Here is a 16,908-nt window from a genome sequence, read left to right as displayed (position 1 = left end):
GTTTCACAGGCGTGGCGGACATAGAAGGCGGGCGGGCGTGGTGTCAACGGGCTTGTGCGCGCAAAGCGCGCAGGTCGGATACGGCCGTTGTCGGAGCAGGGGCGAACAGGCTAGAAGCGCCGATCCAAGCAGGAGTTACCGTTCATGGGCTATGCGCTCGTCTGGTTGATCAACACCATCATCAGTCTGATGATCTGGTTCATCATCGCCCAGGCCATTCTGAGCTGGTTGGTGGCGTTCGACGTCGTCAACTATCGCAACCGCTTCGTCTATTCGGTCGGGACCTTCCTGGACCGGGTCACCGCGCCCCTGCTGGAGCCGTTCCGCCGCATCATTCCGAACCTGGGCGGCATCGACATCTCGCCCATCGTGGTGATCCTGCTGCTGCAGTTCATCAGCGTGCTGTTCAACCGCACGGCGGCGCCGGCCCTGATCCAGTTGCTCGGCTGAGGCGACACGGCGGGCGGAAATCTGATGCGAGAGGGTTGATCCGCTCTTGCGCCGCGCGCCTTCCTTTCTAAAGGTGCCCGCCCGACCACTTTCGACCACGGTTCATGACCACGATCACCACAGTCGCCATTCTGGGCGCCGGACAGATGGGCGCAGGCATCGCGCAGGCGGTCGCGCTCGGGGGCTATTCGGTTCGCCTTTATGACGTCGTCGCCGACCGGTTGCCGATGGCGCAGGGCGAGATCGCGGCCAGCCTGGCGCGTCACGTCGGCCGCGGCCTGGTCGATCAGGCCGCCGCCGATGCGGCCCTGACCCGCATCACGACCAGCGACGGAATGGCCGAGGCCGTCGCCGGCGCCGATCTGGTCATCGAGGCGGCGCTGGAAGACGAGGCCGTCAAGAAGGCCATCTATGCGCAGGTCGTGCCGCACCTGGGACCGCAAACCCTGTTGGCGTCCAACACCTCTTCGATCTCGATCACCCGCCTGGCGTCCTCGACGGACCGGCCGGACCGGTTCGTCGGCCTGCACTTCATGAAGCCGGCGCCGGTGATGAAGCTGGTGGAGATCATCCGCGGCATCGCCACCTCGGCCGAGACCCATTCCGCCGCCGTCGCCTTCGCCGAAAGCCTGGGCAAGACCACCACGGACGCCGAGGATTTTCCCGCCTTCATCGTCAACCGCATCCTGGTGCCGATGATGAACGAGGCCATCTTCGCCCTTTACGAAGGGGTCGGCAACGTCGCCTCGATCGACAAGGCGCTGCGTCTGGGCGCCAATCATCCGATGGGCCCGCTGGAATTGGCGGACTTCATGGGTCTGGACGTCGTCCTGGCGATCATGAACGTGCTGTATGACGGGCTGGCCGACAGCAAGTACCGCCCCTGTCCGCTGCTGGTGAAATATGTCGAGGCCGGCTGGCTGGGCAGGAAGAGCGGACGCGGCTTCTATGACTATTCCGGCGCTGCGCCGGCGCCGACGCGATGAGCCGGTTCGAGAGCTATTCCGACCTGCCCGGTCAGGCGACCATCGCCGCGCGGCCCGGGCGGACGCCCCGGATTCTGGCCTGTTTGGCCGGCGCGGCCTGGCCGCCTCTGTGGTTGACCCTGCCCTTCTGGCGGCCGCACGCCTATCTGCCGGGTCGCGACATGGACTGGCGGCTGGTGGTAATGCTGATCGGGCTGATCACCGTGCCGCTGGCGCTTTATCGCGTGCTGAACGAGCGCAAGCGCGACGGCCGGCCCGGGACACGGCTGGGCGTCGTCTGGCGCTTAATGATGTACGGCGGCCTGGCGGCGGCCCTAGTCCAGATTGTCGTCGCCCTGGGCATGAGCGTGATGGGCTGGTTCGAGGCCGGCGACGTCATGCAGGCCCTGGGCGCGACCGAGACCACCCTGCTGATCTTCGGCGTCGGCGGCCTGCCCATCGCCATGATCGTGGGCGTCAGCTACGCCTTGTGGGCCGGGTTGTGCGCCGCCTTCATCGCCTTCGAGGCGCGGCCGGCGGTCAAGGACCGGCTGGGCTTGATGCCCAAGGGCTGAGACGCAGGGTTGGCATTCGCGCCTGACGCCTGAGTTCGAGGATTGGGGGATCCGAGAATGACAATGGACGACACGGACAAGGATGCGGCGGAAATCCTGTCGCCCGTCGCAGCGACCTCGCGCATCGCCAGCCTGGACGTCATGCGGGGGCTGGCGGTGCTGGGCATCCTGGCGGTCAATGTCGTCTCGTTCGGCCTGCCGGTCATGGTCTATCAGGACGCCAGCCTCAGCCCATTTCCGGTCACCGGCGCCAACGCCGTGGCGCGCTGGACGATGGACGTCTTCTTCCATCAGAAGTTCATCACCCTGTTTTCGATGCTGTTCGGGGCCTCGATCTATCTGGTCGGGGGCGAGCGGGACGATGCGGCGCGTGGCAAACTGCTGCGGCGCCGCCTGTTCTGGCTGGCCGTCATCGCCCTGATCCACGGCCTGGCCTTCTGGTATGGCGACGTGCTGCTGCTCTACGCATGGTCGGGCCTGTTCGTGATGCTGATGCGGTCGATGCGGGCCGGAACGCTGATCGGGATCGGCCTGGGCGTGACCCTGTTGCTGGGCGCGATGCAGGCGGGCGCGACCTGGCTAATGGTCGCGGGGCCGCCGGCGATCACCGAGGCGATGAATCAGGGCGGGCCGCATTACACCGCCGCCATGGTGGCGGAATCGATCGCCGCCTATCGCAGCGGCTGGGCCGGGGCGATGGGCCAAAACCTTGAGAACTGGCTGCTGCTGCAGGGCGCCAGCCTGACGATGTTCGTCTTCTCGACCGTGGCCCTGATGATGCTGGGACTGGGTCTGTTCAAGGCCGGCGTGTTCAGCGGCCGGGCGCCCAACCGGGTCTATCTCGCCTTGATCGGTGTCGGCGGCGCCGTACTGGCCCTGCTGGGCGTGCTGGAATGGCGCGAGGCCTTGGCCCCGGCCGGAACCCACCCGACGCGCGGCCTGGCGGAGGTCGTCGCTTCCTTCCCCGTCTTCGTCACCCTTGCCTATGTCAGCCTGATCGTGCTGGCGACGACGCGAGGGGCGGCCTGGATCACGGCGGCGCTGCGGCCGGTAGGTCAGATGGCCTTTACCAACTACCTGACCCAGACCCTGATCATGAGCACCCTCTTCTATATGCCATGGGGGCCGCGCCTGTTCGGACGGGCCGACTATGTGCAGATGTGGGGCCTGGTCGTGGCGGTCTGGGCGCTGCAACTGATCTGGTCGCCACTGTGGTTGTCGCGGTTCAGCATGGGGCCGCTGGAGTGGGTTTGGCGCTGTCTGACCTACGGCCGTCGCGTGCCGATTTCAAAAGGCGGCTGACGGCGCTTTTATCGCAGGCGCGAAGCGATTAACTGAGGGCCATGGCCGCCCCGGATACTCCCGCCGAAACCTTCAAGCGCGCGCTGGGTCATGCCGCGCGGGCGCTGGCCGAACAGCCCGAGCTGGAGGTGGTGTTCGGGTCCGACGGGCCCAAGCTGTCGAACGGCGTCCTGACCCTGCCCCATCCGCCGCGCGATCCGTCCGGGCCCGAGAGCGCGTCCTTGCGCGGTCAGGCCGACCGGCTGGCGCTGCGTCTGGCCAATCACGATCCGGCGGTGAACAGCCGGATGCGGCCGGCGGACGCCAAGGCGGCCGAGGTGTTCGATGCGGTCGAACAGGCGCGCGTCGAGGCCTTCGGTTCGGAACATCTGGCCGGGGTGCGCGACAATCTGGGCGCCGCCCTGATCACGCGACTGGAAAAGACGGGCGCCCTGCGGATCAGCGACGCCGACCGCGTGCCCGTGTCCGAAGCCGTGGCCCTGCTGGTGCGCGAGCGGCTGACCGGGCGCCCCGCCCCCGACGGCGCCCGGGCCATGCTGGATCTGGTGCGCGCCAACATCGAGGCCAAGGCCGGCGCCAAGCTGGACGCCCTGGCCGGCACGGCGGGCGATCAGGAGGGCTTTGCGCTGAAGATGCGCGAGGTTCTGCGCGCGCTGGACCTCGACCCCGGCGACGGGCGCGGCGAAGATACGTCCGAAGATCCCGGCGACGAGGAACCGGACCCCCAAGACCCCGCGGCTGACGACGATCAGGACGAGGAGGAAGAGCAGGACGGCGGCGAAGGCTCCCAGTCGATGGAGGGCGACGCCGACGATCAGTCTTCCGAGCAGGAGCGCGAAAGTCGCCCCGAGGGCGCGCCCGCCGATCCCGACGGCGAAGGCGCCGACGATGGCCCGGAACTTCAGGAAGGCCAGCAGCCGAACCGTCACCAGACGGCCGACGACGGCCGCGCCGTTGATTTCTACCGCGTCTTCACCACCGCCTTCGACGAGGTGGTGGACGCCGCCGACCTGTGCGACCCCGTCGAACTGGACAGGCTGCGCGCCCTGCTGGACGGCCAGCTGGCCATCCTGTCCAGCGTCGTGTCGCGCCTGGCCAACAAGCTGCAACGGCGCCTGCTGGCGCAGCAGAACCGCTCCTGGGTCTTTGATCTGGAAGAGGGTATGCTGGACACGGCGCGGCTGACCCGGATCGTCACCGACCCGACCGCCCCCCTGTCGTTCAAGGCCGAGAGCGAAAGCCCGTTCCGCGACACGGTCGTGACCCTGCTGCTGGACAACTCCGGCTCGATGCGCGGGCGACCGATCATGGTGGCGGCGGTCTGCGCCGACATCCTGGCGCGGACGCTGGAACGCTGCGGCGTGAAGGTCGAGATCCTGGGCTTCACCACCCGCGCCTGGAAGGGCGGACAGAGCCGCGAAGCCTGGATCACCGCCGGCAAGCCGCAAAATCCAGGCCGCCTGAACGACCTGCGCCACATTATCTACAAAGCCGCAGACGCGCCCTGGCGCCGGGCCAAGAAGAACCTGGGCCTGATGATGCGCGAAGGTCTGCTGAAGGAGAATATTGACGGCGAGGCCCTGCAATGGGCCCACGGTCGCCTGCTGGCCCGCACCGAACAGCGCCGCATCCTGATGGTCATTTCCGACGGTTCCCCGGTCGACGATTCGACCCAGTCGGCGAATGCGGCCCTCTATCTGGACAAGCACCTGCGCCAGGTGATCGCAGAGATCGAGGACCGCTCGCCGGTCGAACTGCTGGCCATCGGCATCGGCCATGACGTGACCCGCTGGTATCGCAAGGCCCTGACCATCGTGGATGTGGAGCAGCTGGCGGGGGCCATGACCGAGAAGCTGGCCGAACTGTTCGAGAACGAGGGCGCGGCCGGTCTCACCCGTCGCGCCAAGCGAAAGCTGGCGGCATGAGCCGCTTCGGCCGCCTGGCCAGTGTCTGGATCGCCCTGTCGCTGTCGGCCTGTGCAGCCTCGCTGGGCGCGCCGCGTCCCTATCCGTTGTCATCGGACGGCTGGACGCCCCAGGTCGCGGAACTGCGAAGCGTCAGCCTGGGCCTGCCCGGCGGCACGCAGTTGGCTGACGGCGTGACGTTCGCCGGCGGCCTGCAGGTTAGCGCCGCGCCGACCTCCCCGCTGCACAGCCTGTCGGACCTGAAGCTGACCGGCGACGGCGGTTTCGTCACGGTATCGGACACCGGTGATCTGGTGCGCGGCGACATTCGCCTGGACGCCCCGGGACGGCTGGTCGGGCTGGATCATTTCCGCTCGCGTCGGCTGACCCTTCAGGACGGCGCCGCGATTTCCGACAAGTCGGACGGCGACGCCGAGGGCCTGGCCATCACCCCCTCCGGCGATCTGCTGGTCAGTTTCGAGCGGCGTCACCGGATCTGGAACTACGGTCGCCTGTCGGCGCTGAAGACCCATCCGACGCCGGTGCGGTCGCCCGACTTCGCCTTCACGGAGAACGACGGGATGGAGGGGTTGGCCGTTGCACCCGGCGGCTGGCGCGTCTCTGGCGAGGCGGGCGGCATCTGGGACTGCACGGCGGCAAGATGCACGGTCGTCAGCGCGCCGCCTGCAACCCCCATTCCCGACAGCGAATACCGCATCACCGGTCTGGATCGCGATCCGTCCGGCGTTGGATGGTTCGTGGTCCAGCGCCTGTACCGGGCGCCCATCGACATGCGCGCGCGCGTGCGCCGCATGGCCCCCGACGGAACGCTGGGGCCGGTGTTGATCGAGCTGAAACTGCCCGGCACGACCGACAATTTCGAGGGTATCGCCGCAGAGACGCGCAACGGAAGGACCCGCCTCTACATCCTGTCCGACGACAACTTCAATCCGGCCCAGCGCACCCTGATGCTGGCCTTCGACCTCCGCTAGGCGTCAGGCCGCGCCGGCCCACTGCGTCGGTTGCGAAGTCGATTCATCGGCTTGCAGGGCGCGCACGAAATCATCGCGCCAGATGCCGACATCGGTGGCGCGAACCACATCCATCAGAGCTTCCCATTTTCGGATCCGCTCGGCCAGCGGCATGGTCAGCGCCTTCTGGATGGCGTCGGACAGCTCTTCGCGACTGTAGGGATTGACCAGCAGCGCCTCGCCCATCTGTTCGGCCGCCCCGGCAAAGCGCGACAGGATCAGCACGCCCGGATCGTCCGGATTCTGGGCGCAGACATATTCCTTGGCCACCAGATTCATACCGTCGCGCAGCGGCGTCACCAGACCGACCCGCGCCGCGCGGTAAATGCCCGCTAGCTGATCCCGGCGATAGGTGCGGTTCAGATAACGGATCGGCTGCCAGTCCATGTCGGCGAAGGCGCCGTTGATCCGTCCCGCCAGGGCGTCCAGCCGCGAACGAATGTCCTGATAGCTGTCCACGTCGTCGCGCGAGATGGGCGTGACCTGCAACAGGAAGACCTCGCCCCGCATCGAGGCGTTGTCGTGCAGGAACTGTTCGTAACCCAGCAGCCGCTCTTCCAGCCCTTTGGAATAGTCCAGCCGGTCCACCCCCACGATCATCGAGCGGAAGGCTGACGACGCCGCCATTCGGTCATAGGTCCGCGCCCCAAGCGCCGAATTTCGCGCCGCCAGGAACCCGTCGACATCGATGCCGATGGGGAAGACGCCAGTCTGAACCTTGCGCCCGAAACACTCCAGCCCGCCGGTCCCGTCCAACTCGCCCTGAGCCTCGGACACCACATAGTCGGTGAACAGATCGCTCCATTCTTGGGTATGGAAACCGATCAGGTCGAAGTCGAACATCGATTCTACCAGCCGCCGGTGATGCGGCAGGGTCACCAGCAACTGCCGCGCCGGCCAGGGCGTGTGCAGGAAGAAGCCGATCCGGTTGCGAATGCCCAGGCGGCGCAGATCCCGCGCCATCGGGATCATGTGATAGTCGTGGATCCAGATCATGTCCTCGGGCTGGATCAACGGCGCCAGCGCCTCGGCGAAGCGGCGGTTCACCCGCTCGTAGCCCTCGCCATAGGACCGCTCATACTGGGCCAGGTCGATGCGGTGGTGGAACAGCGGCCACAGCGTCTTGTTGGCGTAGCCGTTGTAGTATTCATCAACGTCCTGCCCCTCCAGATCGACGAGCCCTACGGTGACGCCGGCCCGGTCTTCAATCTTCACCTCGCCGGTGTAGTGATCCACCCGCTCGCCCGACCAACCGAACCACAGGCCGTCGTATTTTCTAAGGGCGGCGGACAGGGCCATCGCCAAGCCGCCGGCGGACCCGGCGGCAGGGTCGGTCGGGGCCGAAACCCGGTTCGAAACTACGATCAGGCGGCTCATGACTTCACTTCACACGGCGACCCCAGCCCCGGGGTCCAGACATTAACGCACATCGGTCCACGAACGGCTCAACAGCACGGCGCAATTGATGATGCCGACCAGGGAATAGGTCTGCGGATAGTTGCCCCACAGCTCCCCATCGTCGATCGAGATGTCCTCGCTCAACAGCCCGGCGGCCGTTCGCCGGCTCAGCATCTCCTGGAAGATGGTGCGGGCTTCCTCGATGCGGCCGTTCTGGTGCAGGGCCTCGATGAACCAGAAGGTGCAGAAGTTGAAGGCCGTCTCCGGCTCCCCGAAGTCGTCCGGCTCTACATAGCGGAACAGGTGACTGCCCTTTTTCAGATCGCGCTCGATGGCGTCGAAGGTGGCGACCTGACGCGGATCGTGCGCCTCTAGGAAGCCCAGATCGGTCATCTGCAGCAGGGAGGCATCCAACTCGCGGCCGCCGAAGCTGGCGGCGAAGCGACCCTCGTCGGGCAGATAGGCCTCCGCCTCAATCCGCTTACGGATGATCTGCGCGCGCTCACGCCAGAAGGCGGCCCGATCCAGCAGGTTCAGATGGTCGGCCGCCTTGGCCAGACGGTCGCAGGCGGCCCAGCACATGACGGACGAATAGGTGTGGACCCGCGCGATGGTGCGGAACTCCCACAGGCCCGCGTCGGTCTGATCGTGCATGGCGAAGGCTCGCTCGCCGATCGCCTCCAGCGCATGGAAATCTTCCAGCGTGCCCGGACGCAGCAGCCGTGCGTCATAGAAGGCCTGGACCAGCGGCAGCACGATCTGTCCGTAGACGTCGTGTTGCAGATGTTCGTGCGCCTGGTTGCCGATCCGCACCGGCTTCATGCCACGATAGCCCTCGACGCTGTCGACGATGCTCTCGCCGATCCCGGGCTCCAGACCCACGCCGTAAACCGGCTGGACATGGCCGCCGGCGGAATCGTCGACCAGGTTTCTCAGATAGACGAGGTAGTTTTCGAGGATGTCGACCGCGCCCAGACGGTTCAACGCCCGCACCGTGTAATAGGCGTCGCGGATCCAGCAGTAGCGATAGTCCCAGTTGCGCCCGCTCTCCTTGAACTCGGGCACCGAGGTCGTCATGGCGGCGACGATGGCGCCAGTCTCTTCATAGGCGCACAGCTTCAGCGTGATCGCCGCGCGGATCACCGCCTCCTGATAGTCGAGCGGCAGATAGAGTTTGCGCACCCAGTCCTGCCAATAGGCCACTGTGCGATCCAGCGCGCCCTGCACGCCGTGACCGACATCCTGATCGTAGCCCTCGTCCGGGCCCAGGAAGAAGGCGTGCGACCGCTCCAGCCGGAACACGCGCTCCTCCAGCACATGCGACACGGGACAATCGGTCGTCAGCCGGAAGGTGACGTCGGCGCACATATAGCGGATGTGGTTGGATCCTGAGGTGTGCGGCGCCCGGCGCGCGCCCCAATCCGTCGAAGGCCGCAACCGCACACGAATACGCGGCGTGCCCGACAGCGGCCGCACGATGCGGGCGAAGGCCAGCGGCCGATAGGTGCGCGAGTGCTTCGGATGACGCGGGGCGAAGTCGATGATCTCGGCCGACGATCCGTCCTCGGCCGTCATCACCGTGCGCAAAACCGGCGTGTTGCGGACATAGGCCTGATTGATCGACTTCACGTCCTCCATCTCGATGGCCCAGAAGCCGTGCTTGGGTGCCATGCCGTCCATCAGGGCGGAAAAGACCGGGTCGCCGTCCACGCGCGGCGCGCAGGCCCAGACGAAGCGGCCCTGACGGTCGATCAGGGCGCTGACGCCGCAGTTGCCGATGGGAAACAGGTCCAGATTGGGCTTCATCGGTTCAGGCCTTCGCTACGGCTTCAAGCCAGGTGAGCACGGCATCCACATCGTCCAGCCGGTATCGCGCCGCCGTCTCGCGCTCGGGGCCGACCAGCACGCCGTATCCGCCCAGCGCCGCCGCAGCCTCGAACCCGTATTCGTCGGTCAGATCGTCGCCCAGCATGACCGGGACGGCGCCCTTGAACGGCGCCTCCTGCATAAAGGCCGTGACGGCCGTGCCCTTGTCGGCGCCGGGCGTTTTCAGCTCCAACACCATATGACCGGGTTGGAGCGTCAGTCCCGTTTCGGCCTGAAGCTCGGCCGCCAGCCCCTTGGCGGCGCCGGCTTCATCCGGCGCCTGACGATAGTGCAGACCGACGGAGACGCCCTTGTCCTCGACGATCACGCCGGGGCGATCGGCGGCGAATTCCTCAAACGCATCCAGCGCCTGGGCGACGCCAACGTCGGGGGTCTTGCGTTCAATGGAGCCGTCCTTCAGACGCCGCTCCAGGCCATGCACGCCCGAGCCGGAGACAAGGGCATGATCGGAAATGCGGTCGATCTCGGCGAGGGTGCGGCCGCTGACGATGGCGACGCGGCCCTCAAGCCGCGCCTCGACCGCCTTCAGCGCCGCCGTACGACGCGCAGTCGGCACGACGGCGTCGGGCGTCGGGGCCATCGGCGCCAGCACGCCGTCCATGTCCAGGAACAGCGCAATTCCGTCGGCGACGACGGGCGGTGTCGGGAGCAATAGCGAAACGGCTCCGGCATGAGACGGCATTGACGATCAAACTCTTTGTTTTAGTTCCCCGGTCGGCGTAACGCGCCAGAGCGGCAAAGGTTGACCAGAAACCGACAAAGTCGTCTGAAAGGGAGGCGGCGCGCGAAACGCACTCATGGCGGATCGCGCTCGTCAAAGAAGGAGAGCCCGGCTGCGGGCCAGAACACTATGACCGAGATCGCTCACTCGACCCCCGACGACATCGCCGTGATGACCGACCGCGCTCGTGAGGTCGTGCGCCTGAACATCGAGGCGCTGGAGGCGCTGGAACGCTCGATCGACGTTTCGCTGGCCCGCGCAGTCGATGTCATCATGAGCCGGCCGGGCTATGTCGTCGTCACCGGCATGGGCAAATCGGGCCATATCGGCGGCAAAATCGCCGCCACCCTGGCCTCCACCGGCACCAACGCCTTCTTCGTCCACCCGGCAGAGATGAGCCACGGCGACCTGGGGATGCTGCGTTCCGACGTGACGGTGCTGGCCATCTCCAACTCGGGCGAGAGCCGCGAGCTGCGCGATCCGCTGATCTATTGCCAGCGCAACGGCATTCCCGTGATCGCCATCACACAGCGGCCGGCCAGCTTTCTGGGCCGCAACGCAGCGGTCTGTCTGACCATGCCGAAGGTCGCGGAGGCCTGCCCCAACGGCTTGGCGCCCACCACCTCGACCCTGATGACCCTCGCTCTGGGCGATGCCTTGGCCATGGTGCTGATGGATCGCCGCGAATTCACGGCCATGGACTTCGGCCTGCACCACCCCGGCGGCGCCCTGGGCATGAGCCTGCAAAGCGTGCGCGAATGGATGGGCGACAATGCCGCCGTCCCCGCCAGCGTCGCATTGAACGCCAGCTTCAGCGACGTGGTCTCGGCGATCACCGAAGGTCGAAAGGGCGCGGTGGCCGTACTGGACGCCGATGGCGCGCTGGCTGGCATCGTCACCGACGGCGACCTGCGCCGGGCCTTCCAGCGCGACACCACCCATCTGACGGCGGCCGATATCATGAGCGCCAATCCCATCACCGTGGATCCGGATGCGCGGATGAGCGACGTTGTCGATCTATTGACCGCCAACAAGATCGCCAATCTGTTCGTGGTCGAAGACGGCAAGCCCACGGCCATCGTCCATATCGCCGAACTGATGCAGGCCGGCTACGTCGCCTAGTATGCGCATTCTCTACGACGCCAGCCGGCTTATGAGCCGGGCCGAAAGGTCGGCGCCGACGGGCGTGGATCGGGTGTGTCTGGCCTATGCCGAATGGCTGCTCGCCTCGCCCGATATCACAACCATCCCGGTGCGTGGCCGCAAGAACCGGTTGGTCGCGGTCGAGATCGGCTGGTTCCGGCGGTTCGTGGCCGACCTGCGCGCCAAGTGGAACGGCGCCGCCAGCACGGCGGCCGATCTGGCGCACGAACAGCGGCTGCTCGCCGCCCTGACGGCAAGCCGATCTGTGTCTAATCGTCGGTCACACAACCCTGCACGAGCAGACGCCGCTTCAAGACCTTGGGGGTTGCCGAGATTGAGCGAGTCGTCCTGCCGCACGATCTGATCTCCGCCACCCAACCTGAACTTTGTCGACCCGGCGATGGCGACAGACGCGGGTCTGAAACACCCTGCGTCTGGCCAGACGAGTCCTCGTCAACTTCGCCGACACCGGCCGTGAACCCCGCACCCTCGCCGAGCGCAAGGGCGTGCTCCTGACTTCGGTCCACGTCACCCATCTTGAGCTGCAGCCGGACTCCTTCACCAGCGACCCAATTGAGGCTTCACGCCGGACTTCATCCATGTCGGCGCGATCCAGGCTCGCGAGAATCTGGCCTGCTGCTGACGCTATGGCGGCAACTGAAGGATAAATGGGCGATCAGACGGCATCCCTAGTGCTGGTGGTGCTGCGGCTGAGAGAACAAGGCAATGTTGGACCAGCTTCAATTCTCGCCCAATCTGCAAGTGGTTACTCTCCCTTCGGCAAATCTGTTCGACGCCGTATTGGCTAATATGATGCACGGCGCTCAGTATATCAGCCCTGTGCTACACAGAGGGCTTCGACCTTTCTGCCGTCCACTAGCCTGCCGCTTGCCATCGTCACAATCCTTGACGGCTGCTTGCTCTTTTCTTCAGTGGGTCGGGGAATTACGTTAGTCGGCGGTGACGAAGTAAGTTTCTGGACAATTTGCGCCTGCAACGCGACAAAGTAAACGATGTCCATACGGGCTCCCATCGCCTCTCCGCCAGGATGCCGTGGCACAAGTCATATTTCGTTCGGTCTGATGACCCTGACCGACGCTGTCCCAGAGCCCGCCCGTCCCAAGGCGCTGAAGGGCGACAAGCCGCCGAAGCCGCGCTAGAGAGCCCGCCTCCCCAAACCGCAGGCCCTTCCATGTCCGACGCCCCCGAATATCCGCCCGAAGATCAGCCCGTCGGTCGCATCATCGCCATGCCCGCCGACACCAACCCCGAGGGCGACATCTTCGGCGGCTGGCTGCTGGCGCAGATGGACCTTGCGGGCGCGACCCCGGCGTTCGAACTGGCCTGCGGGCGCTGCGCCACCGTGGCGCTAGACGGCATGGTCTTTCACCAGCCCGTCTCGGTCGGCGACGAGGTCAGCATCTACGCCCATGTCATCGGCTCGGGCCGCACCTCCGTCCGCGTCCAGGTCGAGGCTTGGAAGCGAGCGCGGGGCCAGCCCCAGGCCGCGTCGGTGCGCGTGACCCAAGGCGTCTTCACCTATGTGGCCATCGACGAGAACCGCAAACCCCGCGCTCTGCCCGGCAAGGCGTAGAGCGCGGCAAGGGGCGCAAATCTTGACCTATCGCCGGGGCGGGCCTACGTCCCGGCCATGGCCATTCGACGCATCCTCACCATCGACAACGCCGCCGACCTGGCGATCCTGAAGCAGGTATCCAAGCCCGTCGCGGCCGTGGACGACGCCGTCCGCGCCCTGATGGATGACATGCTGGAGACGATGTACGACGCGCCGGGCATCGGCCTGGCCGCCGTGCAGATCGGCGCCCTGGATCGCGTGATCGTCATGGATCTAGGCGACAAGGACGGCGTGGTCTGCGAGACCGAGGAAGAGGCGGCCGAGAACGCCGAGGCGCGCAAGAACCCGCGTTTCTTCGCCAACCCTGAAATCCTCTGGACCTCGGACGAGCTCTACACCTACGAGGAAGGCTGCCTGTCGATCCCCGAGTATTTCGACAAGGTGGAACGCCCGGCCCGCGTCCGCATTCGCTATCTGAACCGTGACGGTCAGTCGGTGCAGGAAGAGGCCGAGGGTCTCTACGCCGTCTGCATCCAACACGAAATGGACCACCTTAACGGCGTGCTCTTCATCGACCATCTGTCGCGTCTCAAGCGGGACCGCGCCGTGACCAAGGTCAAGAAGGCCGCCCGCGACAGGATCGCCGCCTGATGACCAAGATCGTCCGCCCCGAACGTATAGAACGCGCTGCGCGCCGGATCGCGCCGTCCATTCCGCGCGGCCGCTCGCTGATCATCGACGCCTCGGGCCGTCGTCGCCTGACGCGCAGCCAGAAGGTCGGCGTCGCCGGCGTCGCCACCCTGGCCGGCGTGGCCTTGCTGGGCGTCGTGGCCGGCCTGCTGCTGGATCGCCTGCTCGATTTCGACGACGCGCTGGACGCAGGCGGCGAGTGGGACGAGGGCGGCGGCGTCTTCACCCGCTGGCAGTAAGCCGCCTAAAGTTCTAAAGGCGTGCCCATGCGCCTTGCCTTCATGGGAACTCCCGACTTCGCCGTGCCGTCCCTGGCCGAGCTGATCGCCTCGGGTCACGAAATCGTCGCCGTCTATTCGCAGCCGCCACGCCCCAAGGGCCGGGGCCAGAAGCTTACGCCGTCGCCCGTCCACGCCTTCGCCGAGACCATGGGTCTGCCCGTCTTCACGCCCGAAAGCCTGAAGGACGCCGAGGCGATCGACACTTTCAGAAGTCTGGATCTCGATGCGGCCTGCGTCGTCGCCTATGGCCAGATCCTGAAGACCGAGGTGCTGGAAGCGCCACGCCTGGGCTGTCTAAACCTGCATGGCTCGCTGCTGCCGCGCTGGCGCGGGGCCGCCCCGATCCAGCGGGCCATCATGGCCGGGGACAAGCAGACCGGCGTCCAGATCATGCAGATGAGCCTGGGTCTGGACGAAGGCCCCATCCTGCTGAGCGAACGGATGGACATTCTACCCGACGACACGGCCGCCAGCCTGTCCGAACGGATGGCCCATGTCGGCGCGGGCCTGTGGCCCCGCGCGCTGGCCGCCATCGATCGGGGCGGCGTCACCCCCTCGGAACAGGTGGGAGAGCCGACCTACGCCAAGAAGATCACCCCGGCCGAGGCCCGGATCGACTGGACCCGCCCGGCCGCCGAGGTGGACGCGCATATCCGAGGCCTGTCGCCCTTCCCCGGCGCCTGGTTCGAGGCCCCGTCAGAGGCTGGCCCCGTGCGGATCAAGGCGCCGCTGTCGGCCTTGGCGGACGGATCGGGCGCGCCCGGAACCGTGCTGGACGACGCCCTGACCGTGGCCTGCGGCGACGGCGCGGTGCGTTTGATCCGCGTCCAGCGCGAAGGCAAGGCGGCGCAATCGGCTGAGGAGATGCTGCGCGGCTTCCCCCTGCCGGCCGGGACCGTGCTCGGCTGATGCCGCGCTACAAGCTGACGATCGAATACGACGGCACGGCCTACAACGGCTTCCAGGCCCAGGACGGCCAGCCGACGGTCCAGGGGGCGCTGGAAACCGCCATCCACGCCTTCTCGGGCGAACGGATCCGCATCGCCGCCGCCGGCCGCACCGACACCGGGGTCCATGCGACGGCCCAGGTCATCCATGCCGATCTGGACCGCGACTGGCCCGTCGATACGGTGCTGAACGCCATGAACGCCCATCTGGTGCGGCAGGACGTCTGCGTCCTGTCGGCCGAATACGCACCTAATCCCGACTGGCACGCCCGGTTCTCGGCGACTGGCCGGGGCTATCTGTACCGCATCCTGAACCGTCGCCCCCAGCCCGTGCTGGAGCGCGACCGGGTCTGGCAGGTCAAGAAGACCCTGGACGCCGAGGCCATGCACCATGCGGCGCAAGTCCTGGTCGGCCACCACGACTTCACCACCTTCCGCGACGTCGGCTGCCAGTCCAAATCGCCGGTCAAGTCGCTTGACGTGGCGCGCGTGTCGCGCTTCGGCGAAGAAGTGCATCTGGTGTTCCAGGCGCGCAGCTTCCTGCACCGCCAGGTCCGGTCCATGGCCGGAACCCTGGTCGAGGTGGGGCTGGGTCGCTGGAGCGCCCACGACGTCAAGGCCGCTTTGGAGGCGAAGGACCGCGCGCGGTGCGGCCCCGTCGCCCCCTCGGCAGGGCTCTATCTCAGCGGCGTGCGCTACGACTAACCTCGCCGGTCAGCCGCGCTGCTGGACCAGCACCTCGGCGACCTGGACCGCGTTCAGGGCCGCGCCCTTCCTCAGATTGTCGTTCGAGACGAACAGCGCCAGGCCGTGCTCGACGGTCGGATCGAGGCGCACGCGCCCGACGAAGACCGGGTCCTGACCCGACGCCTCCAGCGGGTTCGGCACCGCCGTCACCACCACGCCAGGCGCCTGTGCCAGCAGGTCCAGCGCCTGAGCCGCCGACAGCGGGCGCTCGAACTCGACGTTGATCGACAGCGAATGGCCGGTGAAGACCGGCACCCGCACGCAGGTGCCAGAAACCGGCAGGCCGGGGATTTCCAGGATCTTGCGGCTTTCGTCGCGTAGCTTCAGCTCCTCGTCGGTATAGCCGTCTTCGCCGAGCGTATAGTTCAGGGCCACGACGTTGGCGGCGATCGGCACGACCCACTTCTCGGGCGCGCCGAAGTCCACAGCCCCGCCGTCGCGGGCCAGGGCCGCACCCTGCCCCACGGTGGCGCGCGACTGGTCCTCCAGCACGCGGATGCCCTCGATCCCCCCGCCCGAGACGGCCTGATAGGTGGAGACCGTCAGACGCTTCAGCCCCGCCGCGTCGTGCAGGGGCTTGAGCACCGGCATGGCGGCCATGGTGGTGCAGTTGGGGTTGGCGATGATCCCCTTGGACAGGTTGGCCAAAGCGTGCGGGTTCACCTCGGCGACCACCAGCGGCACTTGCGGGTCAGACCGCCAGGCCGAGGAATTGTCGATCACCACGGCGCCGGCGGCCGCCACCTTGGGCGCCAGGGCCTTGGACGTCTCGCCCCCCGCCGAGAAGAAGACGATGTCCAGACCAGCGTAGTCGGCGCTCGCCGCATCCTCGACCACGATGTCGGTCTCGCCGAAGCGGATCGTCTTGCCCGCCGACCGGGTCGAGGCGAACAGGCGCAGCGAAGCCAGCGGGAAGTTCCGCTCGGCCAACAACCCGCGCATCATCTCGCCGACCAGACCGGTGGCGCCGACGATACCCACGTGGGGCGGGTTGGACGGGGAAAAGGACATGAAGGCGTCTCCTGAAAGGATGGAGGCGCGGGGTTCAGCCGGATCGACCGCCCCGCGCATCGGCGGGGCTTGGATCGGGTTGTCGCTAGACCACGCGCGCACCCGAAACCGCCCCGCCGAAGCCGGTCGTTTTCGAGGTCATCGCTTTAATCGGGCGCTTGGTCACGGCGACGCTCTCTAAGGGTGAGAAACGGTCGTGTAAACGGGCAGTGACGAAAGAATTCACGCAAAGAGATGGGGAATGGCCCTGCACACGCAATAAAGCCGCTGCCCCAAACCC

The 16,908-nt window shown here is 66.8% G+C and carries 17 protein-coding genes; 13 read left to right on the top strand and 4 right to left on the bottom strand.

Features of this window, described 5'->3' with window-relative positions; translation table 11 throughout:
• Positions 1 to 144 precede the first annotated feature (144 nt).
• The 6 genes from ASF81_RS08310 (at position 145) to ASF81_RS08285 (ending at position 6,188) form a co-directional block, all read left to right on the top strand.
• Entirely contained in the window at positions 145 to 450 is a 306-nt protein-coding gene (locus ASF81_RS08310) for a YggT family protein (RefSeq protein ID WP_017504977.1), read from the top strand.
• Positions 451 to 554: 104 nt separating this feature from the next.
• Positions 555 to 1,436 carry a 3-hydroxybutyryl-CoA dehydrogenase gene (locus ASF81_RS08305; RefSeq protein WP_055807542.1) on the top strand — a complete coding sequence of 294 codons (882 nt, stop codon included), beginning with the start codon at positions 555 to 557 and terminating at the stop codon, positions 1,434 to 1,436.
• Entirely contained in the window at positions 1,433 to 1,990 is a 558-nt protein-coding gene (locus tag ASF81_RS08300) for a hypothetical protein (protein ID WP_055807539.1), read from the top strand. Before ASF81_RS08305 ends, ASF81_RS08300 begins: the two co-directional genes overlap by 4 nt.
• 57 nt (positions 1,991 to 2,047) lie before the next feature.
• The gene (locus ASF81_RS08295) at positions 2,048 to 3,292 is read left to right on the top strand and encodes a DUF418 domain-containing protein (RefSeq protein ID WP_055807537.1); all 1,245 of its coding nucleotides are present in this window, start codon (positions 2,048 to 2,050) and stop codon (positions 3,290 to 3,292) included.
• Positions 3,293 to 3,333: 41 nt separating this feature from the next.
• On the top strand, positions 3,334 to 5,217 hold the full coding sequence (gene cobT / locus ASF81_RS08290; RefSeq protein WP_055807534.1) for a cobaltochelatase subunit CobT: 1,884 nt from the start codon (positions 3,334 to 3,336) through the stop codon (positions 5,215 to 5,217).
• Entirely contained in the window at positions 5,214 to 6,188 is a 975-nt protein-coding gene (locus tag ASF81_RS08285; protein ID WP_055807531.1) for an esterase-like activity of phytase family protein, read from the top strand. The genes cobT and ASF81_RS08285 overlap by 4 nt, the downstream gene beginning before the upstream one ends.
• Positions 6,189 to 6,191: 3 nt before the next feature.
• Here the strand turns inward: ASF81_RS08285 and ASF81_RS08280 are convergent, their stop codons facing one another.
• The 3 genes from ASF81_RS08280 to otsB are packed head-to-tail and all read right to left on the bottom strand — an operon-like array spanning position 6,192 to position 10,194.
• Positions 6,192 to 7,604, bottom strand: coding sequence for a trehalose-6-phosphate synthase (locus ASF81_RS08280; RefSeq protein WP_055807528.1), 1,413 nt, complete (start codon positions 7,602 to 7,604; stop codon positions 6,192 to 6,194).
• A gap of 42 nt (positions 7,605 to 7,646) precedes the next feature.
• The gene (locus ASF81_RS08275; protein ID WP_055807524.1) at positions 7,647 to 9,431 is read right to left on the bottom strand and encodes a glycoside hydrolase family 15 protein; all 1,785 of its coding nucleotides are present in this window, start codon (positions 9,429 to 9,431) and stop codon (positions 7,647 to 7,649) included.
• A 4-nt stretch (positions 9,432 to 9,435) separates the two neighbouring features.
• Positions 9,436 to 10,194, bottom strand: a complete 759-nt coding sequence (gene otsB, locus ASF81_RS08270; RefSeq protein WP_235559277.1) for a trehalose-phosphatase — start codon at positions 10,192 to 10,194, stop codon at positions 9,436 to 9,438.
• Between the two features lie 168 nt (positions 10,195 to 10,362).
• Between otsB and ASF81_RS08265 the strand changes: the two genes are divergently transcribed.
• The 7 genes from ASF81_RS08265 to truA all read left to right on the top strand — a co-directional run bounded on the left by ASF81_RS08265 (position 10,363) and on the right by truA (position 15,575).
• The gene (locus ASF81_RS08265) at positions 10,363 to 11,355 is read left to right on the top strand and encodes an SIS domain-containing protein (protein WP_055807518.1); all 993 of its coding nucleotides are present in this window, start codon (positions 10,363 to 10,365) and stop codon (positions 11,353 to 11,355) included.
• 1 nt (position 11,356) lies between these two features.
• A complete protein-coding gene (locus tag ASF81_RS08260) occupies positions 11,357 to 11,740 on the top strand; it encodes a hypothetical protein (protein WP_055807515.1) in 384 nt (127 codons plus the stop codon).
• 828 nt (positions 11,741 to 12,568) lie between these two features.
• Positions 12,569 to 12,970: an acyl-CoA thioesterase gene (locus ASF81_RS08255; RefSeq protein ID WP_055807512.1), complete on the top strand. Its 402-nt coding sequence runs from the start codon at positions 12,569 to 12,571 to the stop codon at positions 12,968 to 12,970.
• A gap of 57 nt (positions 12,971 to 13,027) precedes the next feature.
• Positions 13,028 to 13,603, top strand: a complete 576-nt coding sequence (gene def, locus ASF81_RS08250) for a peptide deformylase (RefSeq protein ID WP_055807508.1) — start codon at positions 13,028 to 13,030, stop codon at positions 13,601 to 13,603.
• Positions 13,603 to 13,881: a hypothetical protein gene (locus ASF81_RS08245; RefSeq protein ID WP_017504962.1), complete on the top strand. Its 279-nt coding sequence runs from the start codon at positions 13,603 to 13,605 to the stop codon at positions 13,879 to 13,881. Before def ends, ASF81_RS08245 begins: the two co-directional genes overlap by 1 nt.
• Before the next feature lie 27 nt (positions 13,882 to 13,908).
• On the top strand, positions 13,909 to 14,832 hold the full coding sequence (fmt, locus tag ASF81_RS08240) for a methionyl-tRNA formyltransferase (protein ID WP_055807504.1): 924 nt from the start codon (positions 13,909 to 13,911) through the stop codon (positions 14,830 to 14,832).
• On the top strand, positions 14,832 to 15,575 hold the full coding sequence (gene truA / locus ASF81_RS08235; protein WP_055807501.1) for a tRNA pseudouridine(38-40) synthase TruA: 744 nt from the start codon (positions 14,832 to 14,834) through the stop codon (positions 15,573 to 15,575). Before fmt ends, truA begins: the two co-directional genes overlap by 1 nt.
• A 9-nt stretch (positions 15,576 to 15,584) precedes the next feature.
• On the opposite strand, the gene ASF81_RS08230 is transcribed toward truA, so the two are convergent.
• Positions 15,585 to 16,628, bottom strand: coding sequence for an aspartate-semialdehyde dehydrogenase (locus ASF81_RS08230; protein WP_055807864.1), 1,044 nt, complete (start codon positions 16,626 to 16,628; stop codon positions 15,585 to 15,587).
• Between the last annotated feature and the right edge of the window lie 280 nt (positions 16,629 to 16,908).

Origin of the sequence: Brevundimonas sp. Leaf168 (genome assembly GCF_001423685.1) — a bacterium.
Taxonomy (GTDB): domain Bacteria; phylum Pseudomonadota; class Alphaproteobacteria; order Caulobacterales; family Caulobacteraceae; genus Brevundimonas; species Brevundimonas vesicularis_C.
Note: the sequence above shows the minus strand (reverse complement) of the source record. Positions and strands in the feature narration are given on the sequence as shown.